12 protein-coding genes are annotated in these 13,231 nt (G+C 61.8%); 7 read left to right on the top strand and 5 right to left on the bottom strand.

Going from position 1 to position 13,231, the window contains the following annotated elements:
* The first annotated feature begins 276 nt into the window (after positions 1-276).
* From cobN to J8C01_RS13425, 6 genes are all read left to right on the top strand, one after another.
* Positions 277-4,197: a cobaltochelatase subunit CobN gene (gene cobN / locus J8C01_RS13450; RefSeq protein ID WP_211432759.1), complete on the top strand. Its 3,921-nt coding sequence runs from the start codon at positions 277-279 to the stop codon at positions 4,195-4,197.
* Positions 4,181-5,107 carry an ABC transporter substrate-binding protein gene (locus J8C01_RS13445; RefSeq protein WP_211432758.1) on the top strand — a complete coding sequence of 309 codons (927 nt, stop codon included), beginning with the start codon at positions 4,181-4,183 and terminating at the stop codon, positions 5,105-5,107. The genes cobN and J8C01_RS13445 overlap by 17 nt, the downstream gene beginning before the upstream one ends.
* A gap of 41 nt (positions 5,108-5,148) precedes the next feature.
* Positions 5,149-5,775 (top strand): cob(I)yrinic acid a,c-diamide adenosyltransferase, encoded by a 627-nt coding sequence (cobO, locus tag J8C01_RS13440; RefSeq protein WP_211433289.1) that lies wholly within the window; start codon positions 5,149-5,151, stop codon positions 5,773-5,775.
* Between the two features lie 157 nt (positions 5,776-5,932).
* Positions 5,933-6,874, top strand: a complete 942-nt coding sequence (locus J8C01_RS13435; RefSeq protein WP_211427228.1) for a class I SAM-dependent methyltransferase — start codon at positions 5,933-5,935, stop codon at positions 6,872-6,874.
* Entirely contained in the window at positions 6,838-7,275 is a 438-nt protein-coding gene (locus J8C01_RS13430) for a YddF family protein (RefSeq protein WP_211432757.1), read from the top strand. Before J8C01_RS13435 ends, J8C01_RS13430 begins: the two co-directional genes overlap by 37 nt.
* Positions 7,276-7,281: 6 nt before the next feature.
* On the top strand, positions 7,282-8,694 hold the full coding sequence (locus J8C01_RS13425; protein ID WP_211432756.1) for a cobyrinate a,c-diamide synthase: 1,413 nt from the start codon (positions 7,282-7,284) through the stop codon (positions 8,692-8,694).
* Positions 8,695-8,719: 25 nt separating this feature from the next.
* On the opposite strand, the gene J8C01_RS13420 is transcribed toward J8C01_RS13425, so the two are convergent.
* Positions 8,720-9,142 carry a secondary thiamine-phosphate synthase enzyme YjbQ gene (locus tag J8C01_RS13420; protein ID WP_014101027.1) on the bottom strand — a complete coding sequence of 141 codons (423 nt, stop codon included), beginning with the start codon at positions 9,140-9,142 and terminating at the stop codon, positions 8,720-8,722.
* Between the two features lie 249 nt (positions 9,143-9,391).
* Between J8C01_RS13420 and J8C01_RS13415 the strand changes: the two genes are divergently transcribed.
* Positions 9,392-10,156: a DUF6683 family protein gene (locus J8C01_RS13415; protein ID WP_211432755.1), complete on the top strand. Its 765-nt coding sequence runs from the start codon at positions 9,392-9,394 to the stop codon at positions 10,154-10,156.
* Positions 10,157-10,229: 73 nt separating this feature from the next.
* On the opposite strand, the gene J8C01_RS13410 is transcribed toward J8C01_RS13415, so the two are convergent.
* The 4 genes from J8C01_RS13410 to J8C01_RS13395 form a co-directional block, all read right to left on the bottom strand.
* On the bottom strand, positions 10,230-10,619 hold the full coding sequence (locus tag J8C01_RS13410) for a HEPN domain-containing protein (RefSeq protein WP_211432754.1): 390 nt from the start codon (positions 10,617-10,619) through the stop codon (positions 10,230-10,232).
* Positions 10,616-10,951 (bottom strand): nucleotidyltransferase domain-containing protein, encoded by a 336-nt coding sequence (locus J8C01_RS13405; RefSeq protein WP_211427223.1) that lies wholly within the window; start codon positions 10,949-10,951, stop codon positions 10,616-10,618. Before J8C01_RS13405 ends, J8C01_RS13410 begins: the two co-directional genes overlap by 4 nt.
* A 21-nt stretch (positions 10,952-10,972) precedes the next feature.
* Positions 10,973-11,125 carry a DUF3883 domain-containing protein gene (locus J8C01_RS13400; RefSeq protein WP_246604725.1) on the bottom strand — a complete coding sequence of 51 codons (153 nt, stop codon included), beginning with the start codon at positions 11,123-11,125 and terminating at the stop codon, positions 10,973-10,975.
* Positions 11,126-11,944: 819 nt separating this feature from the next.
* Positions 11,945-12,976, bottom strand: coding sequence for a hypothetical protein (locus tag J8C01_RS13395; protein ID WP_211432753.1), 1,032 nt, complete (start codon positions 12,974-12,976; stop codon positions 11,945-11,947).
* Positions 12,977-13,231: the final 255 nt, after the last annotated feature.

Below are 13,231 nucleotides of genomic sequence, written 5' to 3'. Positions count from 1 at the left end.
CCCTGGGCCGGTACCTGAACGACTGGAACAGACCATCCTGAAGCGGTGGTTTCCAGACGGGACATCCAGAACGTGTGCGGCGATGTGTCGGCACGTGTCACCCGCAGGACGAACTCACCCGCCTCGCAGCCCGGACGGTCACTTTATGTCGCGGACACCCGCCGACGTTGACTTGATGACCCGGCCCAACTTCGCATAAAACCTGGCTACGAACCAGGCCCGCCCTGGTAAAGCCGGCCCGGAAACCGGGAACCCTTCACAGTCTGCCCTTTCAACATGGGGATTTACCACCCGACGAATCCCGGCGGGACGCCGCCCAAATCCAAATCGTCGCGGTACACCGTTGTCGCCGCCAGGCAAAGTGACAACCGCTGCCGTGAAGCGCACGACAACCCCTACCGGCTGCGGCCGGATGTCGTCTTCATCTCCGCCTCTGATACCGAGCTGACGGTACTGGAAGCCGCCCGGGCCCAACTGCCGGATGGCTTCCCACCGCTGCACATGCACCCCAGCTACGCCCTGCAAACACCGGCCGAAGTGGCGGCGTTTCTGTCCGACATCGCTCCCACCGCCCGCCTGGTGATTGTCCGCATCCTGGGCGGACGGGCATACTTTCGGGAAGGCTTGGAACAGTTGCGCGCCATGCACCACCGAACGGGCGTGGCACTGCTGGCGCTGCCGGGGGATGACCGGCCTGATGCTGACCTGGCCGACTACACGACGGTTGCGCCGGAGGTAGCCGCGAGATTCTTTGCCTACTGCGTCGCTGGCGGTAGCGCCAACTATGCCCAAGGGCTGCGGTACTTGTCCGATCAGGTGCTGGGCACCACCTTTGACGCCGCGCCGCCGGCCGCCATGCCGCTGTGTGGGTTGTACCACCCCGCCGCGGCCGACCTGGAAGTGACCGCGACACTGGACATCGAAACCTTCGGCCGCCACCACTGGCGCGACCCAACCGCACCGCTGGTGGGCGTGCTGTTTTACCGGGCCTACTGGCAGAGCCGCGATCTGGCCGTTGTGGATGCGCTCATACGCGCGCTCGAAGCCACTTCCTGCCGGGTGCTGCCGGTATTCTGCTACAGCCTGCGGGAGCTGGCGCCGGAAACACTGGCCGCTTACTTCGGGCAACCCGGTCAGGCCCGGGTGGAAGTCATCGTGAGTCTGGTCAGCTACGCCCTGGCTGAAATCGGCCACGGGCCGCGCGGCCCACAAGCTGCCGGAGCCACCCTGGAAGCCCTGGTCAATCTGGGGATTCCTGTCATTCAGGGGCTGACGGTGCGTGACACGCTGGACGCCTGGGAAGCCAATCCGGCCGGATTGTCACCGCTCGATGCCGCCATGAAAGTCGTCATGGCGGAGTTCGACGGACGGATTATCTCGACCGTGGTCGGCGTTCAGGAGCCAACCCCTTCCGGCGCCGGCCGCCAGAAATCCATTCCGGGGCAGGTGGAGCGGCTGGCTGCCTATGCGGCCCGGTGGGCGCGGCTGCGTCGCCTGCCCAACCACACGAAGCGGCTGGCGATTGTGCTGACGAACTTTGCCAACCGCAACGGACGGGTCGGCAGCGCCGTCGGGTTGGACACACCGGCTTCCGTCCTCAACCTTCTGCGGGCGCTGCGCGCACGGGGCTACCACGTCGGCGAACTGCCGCCGGACGGCGACACCCTTATGGCGGAACTGCTGGCCCAGGGCGGATACGAAGCGCCCATGCTTTCCGCAGAACAGAAACCATCGGCAGCGCACTACCGCACAGTGGACTACCAAAACTGGTTTGCAACCCTGCCGGCGGTGTGCCAGGCGGAACTCCGGGCAACCTGGGGCGAGCCGCCGGGCCGCGTCATGGTGGAAGGCGATGTGGGCTACATTGCCGGACGGCGCTACGGAAACGTTCTGGTGCTCATTCAGCCGCCGCGTGGGTACGGGGAAAACCCACGGGCGATCTACCACAGCGGGGAACTCGTCCCGCCGCACCATTACCTGGCCGTCTATCACTGGCTGCGGTCCGTGTTTGGTGTGGATGCGATCATCCACTGCGGCAAGCACGGCACGGTGGAATGGCTGCCGGGCAAGTCGCTGGGGCTGTCCGACCGGTGCTACCCCCAACTCGTCCTGCCGGATACGCCGGTGCTGTATCCCTTTCTGATTGGCGATCCGGGTGAGGGGCTACAGGCCAAACGGCGGTGGCAGGCCGTTCTGGTCAGCCACCTGCCGCCGCCCATGACGCAGGCCGAAGCCGACCAGGAAGGTGAACTGGCTCCACTCCAGGGGCTTCTGGCGGAACTGGCACGTGCCGACCAACTCGACCCTGACAAACGAAGCCTCATTGTGGATGCTATCTGGGAAGCCGTCGTAGCGGCCAACCTGCACCACGACCTGGGCTACACCACCCGTCCGGACGAAGACGCCCTGCCGGCGTTTCTGAAAAAACTCGACGGCTATCTCTGTGACCTGGGGGAAATCCAGATTCGTCACGGACTGCACATTCTGGGGGAAGTCCCCGCTGGCGAACGGCTGGTGGACTTCCTCTGTGCGCTGGCACGGCAGGGAGGGACTTCCTGCCTGGGACTGCCGGCAGCGCTGGTGCGCGACCTCAACCTGCCGGCCGACCTCCTGACCCTTCCGGCCGAAACGCCGTGGTCCCCGGCGGCGACACCACCCTCCCTGGCGGTGCTCAGTGACACTCCCATCACCACGGTCGGAAGGCTGCGGCGGGCCATAGACGCCGCTGTACGGAACCTGGTCTGGCAGTTGGCTGAACGGAACTTTGCGCCGATGGCCGTGACCGACCTGACTGGAGAGAAACCGGAGACGCAACGCACACTGACGTATCTGGTGGAAGACATCCTGCCCCGGATACGGCAGGCGCCGGAGGAAATCCGCAACCTGCTGGATGCCCTCGAAGGGAAGTCCATTCCACCGGGTCCCAGCGGCGCGCCAACCCGTGGCCGGGTGGACGTGCTGCCCACCGGGCGGAACTTTTATGCCGTGGACATCCGCGCCGTTCCTTCCCGTTTTGCCTGGCAGGTGGGACGACAACTGGGGGACGCCCTGCTGACGACATACGTCCGGCAGCAGGGACGTTTTCCCGAAGTCATCGGCCTGACGCTGTGGGGAACGGCCAACATGCGTACCCAGGGCGATGACCTTGCCCAGGTGCTCTGGCTGCTTGGCGTCGAGCCGGTATGGAATGTGACCAACCAGCGCCTGGCTGGTCTCCGGCTGCTGCCGGTCGAGCAGTTGCAGCGCCCACGCATTGATGTCGTCATCCGGGTTTCCGGCTTTTTCCGCGATGCCTTTCCCAACCTGCTGGCGTTACTCGATGAAGCCGTCCATCTGGCCGCCGAAGCGGATGAACCGGACGAATGGAACTACGTCCGCAAGCATGTCCGGGTGGAGGAACAGCAGCGGATTGCCGCCGGTACGCCGCCCGAAGTAGCCCGCCAGCAGGCGCGTTTCCGGGTTTTTTCCAACCGGCCCGGCGTCTATGGCGTGGGGATCCTGGCCGCCATCGCCGAAGGCGCTTGGACGAGCCGCGAAGACCTGGCGCAGATTTACCTGCGCTGGAGTGGTTACGCCTACACGGCGGGCGAGTATGGCACACCGGCCGAAACCATCCTGGCGGCGCGACTGGCGGCCTGCGAAGTCGTGGCCCAGAACCAGGACAACCGCGAGCATGACATTCTTGACAGCGATGACTACATGCAGTTTCACGGCGGCATGGCGGCCGCCGTCCACAACCTGCGGGGGGAACTGCCGCCGACTTTGCTGGGCGACTCGTCTGATCCGGCGCGGCCGCAAGTGCGCTCACTTGACGAAGAACTGCGCCGGGTCCTGCGCGCACGGGTGACGAATCCAAAGTGGCTGCGGGCCATTCAGGAACATGGCTACAAGGGCGCCCTCGAAATGGCCGCCACCGTGGATTACCTGTTTGGGTACAGCGCGCTGACCGGTCTCGTCGCGGACTGGATGTATGAGCGGGTTGCCGAGGCGTACCTTTTTGATGAAGCGGCTGCCGCGTTTCTGCGCCGGAGCAATCCCTGGGCGCAGCGGGACATCGCTGCGCGGCTTCTGGAAGCGGCCCGGCGGGGGCTGTGGGCGCAGCCGCCGCCAGCGGTACTACGTCGTCTGGCCGCCGTCCAGGCAACGGCTGAAGAAGCCATCCAGCAGACGGAGGTGAACTGTGACCGGGAGACATAACGCGCAAGGGAACTGGTCATGGACGGCCACGGCCGTTGCGGCTGTGACAGCCGTCGTGTGGCCGGGCAGTGCCTGTCAGTCCTTTCGTGCGCCAGCCGACAACCACCGGCCGGCTGCACACACAACCGCGCCCAAGCCACAACGCATCGCCTCACTTTCGGTTGGTACGGATGAAATCCTCTGCGCGCTCGTGCCGCCGGAACGGATCGTTGCGCTGTCAAAGTACGCTGCCGACCCCGAAGTGAGTTACGTGGCTGATACGGCCCGCCGGATTGGTGTCTTTGTCGAACGGGAGCCGGAGCGGATTCTTTCGCTGCGGGCCGATCTGGTGCTGCTGGCGCGCTACACCAAAGCGGAACTGCGGCAGGCCGTCGAGCAGACCGGAACGCCAACCGTGGTCGTCGAGGATTTCCGGTCACTGGCTGACATTGAAAACAATCTGCGTCGGATTGGTCAGACGGTGGGTGAAGTGGAGCGTGCCGAGGCCGTGATTGCCGACATGCGGGCAAAACTGGCTGAGGCGCGGGACGGGCTACGTCCTGACCGGGCCGGGTGGCGGGCGCTGTACCTGATGCCACCGCTGATGGTGGCCGGGTGCGATACCATGGCGGATGTGAAACTGACCGCGGCCGGTCTGCGCAATGCCGCTGCGGACCTGACCGGCCACGTGGCGCTTTCGGCCGAGGCCTTGCTGGCGCGTGACCCGGACGTCATCTTTGTGGCGACGGGACTGGCGGCCGACCGTGGCTTCCGGGAACAATTGCTGGCCGACAAGCGGTTGGCCAGCCTGAGTGCCATTCGGAAACGGCGCGTCGTGGCGCTGCCGTCACGGTCGCTGCGGACGGTATCGCACCACATTGCCGACGCCGTAGGTGATATTGTTCGTGCTGTCAATGCCCTGCCGCAGTGAGTGCCGTGGCAAAGACCCAGTGGGAAAGGAAAGGACACATGATGGCGGAGGACATAACGCAACCGTCTGAAGGCGATGAAGCACGGCACCGGGCGCAGATGGCGCGCAAAAAGGCCCTCCAGGACGCGCGCATCGCGCAGGCTACCCAGGAAAAAGGGCTGATCATCGTCCACACGGGCCCCGGAAAGGGAAAAACCACGGCGGCGTTGGGGATGGTGTTTCGGGCACTGGGGCACGGGATGCGGATTGGCATCGTCCAGTTTACGAAGGGGGCGTGGGAGAGCGGGGAAGCTGCCTTTGCCCGGGAACTCGCCGGCCGGGTGGATTTCTTTGCACTGGGCGAAGGTTTCACCTGGGAAACCCAGGATCGGGAACGCGACCGCGCCGCGGCTGAACGTGCCTGGGCCAAAGCCTGCGCCCTGATGGAAGACCCGCACTACGATCTGGTGGTGCTCGATGAACTCAACATTGTCCTGCGCGATGACACGCTGCCTCTGGAACCGGTCATGGAAAAGCTGCGGCAGAAACGTCCGGCGCTCCACGTCGTCATCACCGGGCGCAGCGCCCGCCCGGAGCTGGTCGAGCTGGCCGATCTCGTCACCGAAATGAAGCTTGTCAAACATCCGTTCCGCAGCGGCATCAAGGCGCAGCGGGGCATTGAATTCTAGCCGGTAGGCTTCGCTGATGATTTCTCTGGAAAGCCCATCTGCAACCCTCTCCACTCTGGCTCCGCGTGCCGTGGGCGCATCGCCATGCCAGCTGTGCGGCAACCCTGAAAGCGTTGTCCTGGCTAACCGCGGCCGCCATGGGAAACCTCTCCGAACGGTGATCTGCCTTCAGTGCGGGCTGGTCTGGTCAGACCCGCTTCCCCATAACCCCCGTGAGTTCTACACACAACACTACCGCCTCCACTACAAAGGCACGTACACGCCCAAACCAAAGCATATTCTGCGCGCCGGCAGGTTGGCACTGGCACGCTGTCAGACCATCCGGCATCTGCTGCCGACCCCACAGACGATCCTGGATGTGGGTTCCGGGGGAGGGGAGTTCATCTATCTGCTTCACAAACTGGGTCACACCGTGCAGGGCATTGAGCCAAACCGGGGTTATGCGGAATATGCCGAAAGTGAGTATGGGCTTCAGGTCCATATCGGCTTTGCTCAGGATGTGGCCTTGCCGGAAGAACACTTTGACCTGATCACGATGTGGCACGTCCTGGAGCATACCGAACGACCGGCCGAAGTCCTGTTGAAACTGCACCGGCTGCTGAAGCCCAGCGGGATACTGGTTATCGAAGTGCCGAATGTTGAGGCGACCTGCCAGGCGCCCCAAAACACCTTTCACGAAGCCCACATCTTCAACTTCAACCTCTCAACGCTGCAAAAGCTTGCTGAAAAAACAGGCTTCACCGGGATTGGTCAACTGACCTCCGACGATGGCGGGAACATCACCCTTTTTGCCCGGAAAAACGCAGAAAAAAACGGCGCTCCGGCGGCGCTTGCGATTCCGGGAAATGCGGAAAGCATCATCCGCATTGTCCGGGGACACACGCCGTTGAAGCATTACACAACCGCACATCCCTATCGCCGGTTGTGGCATCGCCTCCGGCAGTATTTTGCCGAGCAGTACGGGACACGCGATTTCACCAGCGGCAAGGCCCTGCTTGACCAGCTTTATGCGCCCACCATCCGCCGGCACGTACACCACGGCACACCGCATCAGGAACCAGCATGTCAAACCCCGCCGATGACCCGGTTCAGGAACTAGGTCACAGCCTACATGAGACACCACATCAGCCGGCAGGTCTGACAACTCCGTCGAACCGGCCGTCGGGGCGTCTCCTGTTTCTCAACGCCAGCATTCTCACCGCCTATGGTGTTTATCGCTACGAGCCGGTGACACCGGAAGCGGCACGGCAGCTCATTGCCCGGTTTCGCCAGGCGGGACGGACGCTCTACTCGGCAGTCGGGCATCGCGCCACAGCAGCCTTGATGACCCGGCTGCTGGGCATTGAAGTGCCGTTCAACCGGGTCACGGTTGAGCATCTGGTAGGCGAGTCGGCGATTGTGCTACGCCTCAATCAGCGTCCACCGGAAGGAGTGGTGCTTTCCATCGCCGACATCGAAGCCATCGGCTACGAACTCGGTCTGGTGACCCGTCTTGAATAACGTGCCGTGAACCCTCCCAGAATCATCATTGCCGCGCCGGCCAGTGGTCACGGCAAAAGCACTGTCGCCACGGGACTTATGGCCGCGCTGGCAGCGGACCGGCGTGTACAGGGGTTCAAAGTCGGCCCCGACTATATTGACCCGATGTACCACACGGCGGCCACGGGGCGGCCCTCACGCAACCTCGACGCCTGGATGCTGCCGCCGGCTGCGGTGCAACTGGTGTTTGCGCGGGCGGCCGCTACGGCCGACGTGAGCATCATCGAGGGCGTCATGGGCTTTTTTGACGGCGCCAGCGCTGACCCGCTCGACGGCAGCACGGCGCAGATGGCGCTGTTGTTGGCGGCTCCGGTCATTCTGGTCGTGGATTGCAGCCACATGTCGGTCAGTGCGGCGGCGGTTGTCCACGGCTTTCACACGTTTATGCCAAAGGTCAATATCGCTGGCGTCATCTGCAACCGGGTTGGCGGGGAGCGCCATGCCGCATGGCTGCGGGAGGCCATCACGCAGTACGGCGTTCCAGTACTTGGCTGTCTTCCGTACCTGCCCGACCTTGCCATACCGGAGCGGCACCTTGGGCTGTTGACCGTCGAGGAACGGCCGCATGCGGTACAGACCTTCCTGGCCGGGGCGCGGGAAGCCATGGCGCGTTATGTTGACTTGGAGGCGGTCGTGGCGTTGGCTGAAGCCGCGCTGCCGCTACCGCTGCCGGACAGCGCCGGCCCACTGGCTGCGGCCCTGGCCGCGGCTTCGGATGGCGTGGTTCGGATAGGTGTCGCCCGTGACGAGGCGTTTTGTTTCTACTATGCGGACAATCTGGACGCGCTGCGGGCCGCGGGTGCGGAGGTCGTGTGGTTCAGTCCGTTGCGCGATGCCGTTCTGCCGCCCGGTATCAGCGGGCTGTATTTCGGCGGTGGCTATCCTGAAATTTATGCCGCCGCCCTCAGTGCCAACCGTCCGTTGCTGGCGGCCGTTCGGGAAGCCCACGCCCAAGGGATGCCGATCTACGCCGAGTGTGGCGGGTTGATGTATCTGACCGAGGCGTTGGAAGATGCCGAAGGGCAGCGCCATCCGATGGTTGGCCTTGTTCCCGGTGTCTGCCGGATGGAGCGCCGGCTGGTCATGGGCTACCGGGAAGTCAGGCTGGCTGCCGACGGACTTCTGGGCGCGGCCGGACAACGGCTGCGGGGGCACGAGTTTCACTACTCGACGTGGCAGCGCCCGGAAGGAGCGCCGCCGGCCTACGTCATTGAGCCGCGTCATCCGGCAGAACAACCACGCGCCGAAGGGTTTGCCAGCGGCCACCTGCATGCCAGCTACATTCACCTGCATTTCGGGCAGGATGCGCGGCTGGCCGCACAGATGGTGGCCCGTTGCCGCCTGTGGCAGGAAAGCCGGGGGCGGGCGCAGCGTTCATGAGAGCCGGGAACCGGGGCGCAGGCAGTCACTCGCCGATGACCTTGACGAGCACCCGCTTGGGCCGGTAGCCGTCAAACTCACCGTAAAAAATCTGCTCCCACGGGCCGAAATCCAGTCGTCCGTTGGTGATGGCGACGACAACCTCCCGTCCCATGATCTGGCGCTTGAGATGGGCATCGGCATTGTCTTCGCCGGTGCGGTTGTGGTGGTAGTGGTTCGGGTCCGGGTTGAAAGGCGCGAGCTGTTCCAGCCACACGCCGAAGTCGTGGTGCAGGCCGGCTTCGTCGTCGTTGATGAAGACGCTGGAGGTGATGTGCATGCTGTTGCACAGCACCAGCCCTTCCTTGACGCCGCTGCGGCGCACAATTGCCTCAACCTGGGGCGTGATGTTGACGAAGGCCATTTTGGAGGGAAGGTTGAAGGTCAGGTATTCCGTCAGGGATTTCATACGCAGTCGCACCCTTGTGTGAGTTTGTCCGGCATGATTGCTGATGTGCTGCCGGTGGCCATGATCCTGGGCCGTGTGACAGAAGCAAGGGACGGCGCGCCGTACAAAAATCTGAAAGTACGCGAAATTTTCTCAAAATCCCCGGCGCTGTATTGCGTTGACACAGTGAAGCACGTATCCTTGTACCACACGACATTTTGTACCGGCCCCTTCCGATGCGGGCCGGTTGTGAAAGGAGTTGCGCAAGCGATGTTGAAGTGCAGGGCGCTGCGCCGGAGTTTTGTTTTTTTCTTCCTGTTTGCGTCGTGGCTTGCGGCTGCCTCCGGTGAGGCGCGCGCCCAGTTTACCGATCCGCTGAGCGGGATGCAGTTTGAGACCATGGCCATGGCGAACCTGAGTCTCATGCTGTCGTTGTCCCAGCGCAGTGTGTTTTACCAGTCGGTGCCGCTGCGCCTTTCCGGCGACCGGGGGCGGGCCGGCAGCAATGCCCAACGGCGTACGCCGGCGGCCGCACCGGAAAGCCGTCCGGTACAGACACCGCGCCAGTATGCCGTGACGGATTTTCGTCCGCGCCGGCGGCAGTCCATTGCCGAGCAGTTTGCATCACTTTCCGACGACCCGCAGCAGCGGGCGACGCTGCTTTCGCTGGGCGACGCCATTTTCAAGGAAATTGAACGCAGCCCGGACTTCCGCAGAAACAATCTGACGTATGCTGTGGCTTTGGCGGTTGGCGTTGCCGTCGGGATTGAACGCGGACGGGACCTCACCGATGAGGAGTCGGAGTTTCTTCTGGGTGCAGTTCACGAACTGTTGACCTCTGACCCGAAGCTGATGCAGCAACCAGCGGCGGAACTGACAGCCTTGTATGACACCTGCCTGTTGTTTGGCGGGCTGATGACGACGTTTCACCTTGACGCGCAGCAGAACGGAAACCGGGAGTCCGAACTGGCGGCCAAGCGGCTGGCCAAGGTCACGCTTCAGGCGCTGGGCTGGCCGACAGATTCAGCCAAGTGAATTGCTCCTGACTGAGGGTGGGTTCGGGTTGTGCGATGAGTTGTCAGGAACAAAACTGATAAACGCTGGCTATTCACAGCAGACCTTGCTGCCTGAGATATTCTTCAGTCCACGACACAAATTGCTCCGCATGGGGTTGTAGAACACTTATATCTTCTTCTTCCAGCCCGCTAACCGTTTCATAATCACCCGCCTGGCGTTTCTCGAAGCCATCAATCAACCACTGGTGCATTTCGACAGGTATTTCGTTGGTTTTGGCAAAATGTTGACCAAAGGCAGAAATGACGGCCTGGTGACTTGAAAAGGTCAAGCCTTTGGAGAACAAAAGAGCTTCCGCACAATAAAACATGGCATAATATAACCTTGAAGCCGATGAGTCATAATCACGTGCATCCTTGAGGAGCTTTGCGGACTTCAGGAATTGCCGTGATTTCTGGATAGCGGACTGGAATTCCATTTTCATACCCCGATCTGTTCCCTTCTGACATTGACCATGAAGGGTGACTGACGCGCTTTGTGCTTCTCCGCCGAAACCGGGAAAACAGAAAGAAGAAACCCATGGCGCAGGCATATTTCTGAAAGAAGCGGGCTAAGCCTGGTCATCTCGGCTCCCGGTTTTACTTCACCCTTGAGAACGATGAGCACATCAATGTCCGAATCTTCGGTGAAATCGCCGCGCGCATACGAGCCGTAGAGATAGACCCCCCCCAACCGCTCGCCGTAGAGATTGATCAGTGCGGCTTTGAGTTCTCGCAGGGCCAAGCGCACCGATTGGGGAATCTCACCCGTCTTCATCGCTTACCTCATGTCAGTTTTTCACCACGTACTGCACGATATGGAGCACCGGCCGGGCTGCCGCCTGCCCGACGATGTATAGTCGTTCCCCGGACACTGCGCCATGGGCCATTCATTGGGGGTGTGCGCGATGGCGCTGGTTGTGGCACGGGCTTTGACCTCGATGTGGCGCACGCTTTCCACCTGTTCCTCTTCCGTGGATGGTATCCTTGAGCGGATGTCATCGCCAGGTTTTGCGTTGAGACATCTTCGGGTGCGCGCCCGTGCTCCCGCTCACAGGTCATGGCTACCTGCATACCAATGGCTTCTGTCTGCGCATTGGACCGCTTAGCTTCATCGGCCGCAGGTTAGGGGATAACCTGCACCACACTCAACACCTTCGGAGCCGGGGGCAGCAGGCTGGTTTCGCGGCGAATGGCTTCTTCGAGCACCTGTTCGTGTCCCTCCAGTTCTTCCTTGGTGGATGTGGATGGCGGGGACAGTTCCCCGTCTGCGGGAACGACCTCGATGGCCGGACAACCGCCAGCAGCCTGCTCCCACTAACCGTAAGAATAAGATAGCCATAAGATTTGAAGCCATCCCACGGAAACAATGGCTGCAACATCTTGAATCCATCCCCCCTCTCCAGGATGGCAACATCGTCAATGCTCCGAAAGCTAACCGGTTGTTTGCAGAAGTTGGAGACGAATGGCTGAATGAACTGACACCTGACGAAAAAGCTGTGGCGACGAAAGTACATCGGGAGTGGTTTGCTCCGGGGCTAACACTCCGGCACAGCAATATAGTTTGGGTCTAGTCGGATAAACTACCAGTGATTGATAAACAGTTTGAAAAATACATGCCTGAAGTTATCCCAAGACCCTGGGATATGAAGCAGCCAAATACACTGATTTTTTCTTTTCCTTTCAACACTAATTCCCATTCCAGGGATGAAACCGGTTACTACACCGGATGCCACCTTTTGGGGTTGATCATATCCTGCAATGGCAAATGTCAGGGAACATGAAAATGCAGGCAAATCGCAGACTTGCCTGCGGGCTGGAAGCTCGCGCTCCCAGGCACCTCAGCCGGACCCGTCCCACGCACCCGGGAGGCCGCCAAGACTGTCGTCCGCAACGTCGTCAGCCCACCCTTGAGCGTACTCAGCAGCTTTGACTGGGCAAACTTCTTCTTCAAAAACCCAAGCTGCCCACCCAGAAGATCAGTCTGAAGGCACACGCTGTAAACCACAATAGTCTGTGTCCGTCCGGTGGGGTCAGTGAAGGGAATGAGTTCCGCCAGAACAAAGGCGGCTTCCGTGTAGTGATTGGCGTAGATGAGCGTTGAGGCAATATAGTCACGCCCCTTGTCCTGCCACATCAGGACGTGCACAACGGTGGTGACGGGCTTGAGATCACCGTACTTCTGAACGGCCCAGTAGAGAAAAGACTCGCCCCGGACGGCATCCAGACGGGGAAAATGCTCAAGCATTGTGTGCACCCGGGATGCCGGGTGTGCCAGACGAAAACACTCAGACACCAGCGAGGCCACGGCGGCCGGTACGTCGGTCGGCACTTTCTTGTCAGCATAAGCTGGAAGTCCCCGTGGCCCGTGGGTGGCGTACGCCAGCGCACGTTTCCAGAGCATCTGACGGTAGGCATCCGCCAGCGACGGGCGGAGCTGTGCCGCCGGGCAGGTCTGCCGGAGTTGCGTCAGGGTTTCAATTTCTGCCGCAGAAAGCTTGATTTTTGAGTCTCCCACGTGCGCCGTGGAAAGCTCCGTAAGGGTGTCAGGACTCACAGGAAGGTGCGCCACGTCTGCAAGCGTCGGGACGGGGCTGAATCGCCCACAGGTGGTGACGCTTCCGCCATGCCGGATGGCTTCCAGGGAGCGGTAGGCGTCCAGAAACGTTTCCGGCGGGCTTTTCACTATGGCCAGTCCCTGAGCGGCGATGGTTTTGGCGTGGCCGGCCGGGAGCGGACGGACGACAATGCCGCCGGTGTCGAGAAGCCGTTGTTCTTCCGGTCTCAGATTCAGCCCGGCCACGGAAACGGCTTCGTGGTTGGCTGGCGGGGGATGTCTGCCGGCAGTGACGTTGGCCTGACTGAGTGTGACAAGTCCTGCCAGCAGACTGACGAATCAGCCTTGGCGTCCTGTCCGTAGACGTTTTGTGGGCATGGCTCGATACCTTTCCAGTTGGCGTGAACCAGACAAAACCCGGCATTGAACTTTTGTTGTTTGTGGTTAGGCTTTTGGTGCTACGTCTGTTGGACATTCCGGCAACATTTCTGCATCCTTGCG

Origin of the sequence: Chloracidobacterium sp. D (genome assembly GCF_018304685.1) — a bacterium.
In the GTDB taxonomy this organism is placed as follows: domain Bacteria; phylum Acidobacteriota; class Blastocatellia; order Chloracidobacteriales; family Chloracidobacteriaceae; genus Chloracidobacterium; species Chloracidobacterium thermophilum.
The sequence above is the reverse complement of the archived record's forward strand: the minus strand, read 5'-3'. Positions and strand labels throughout refer to the sequence as shown.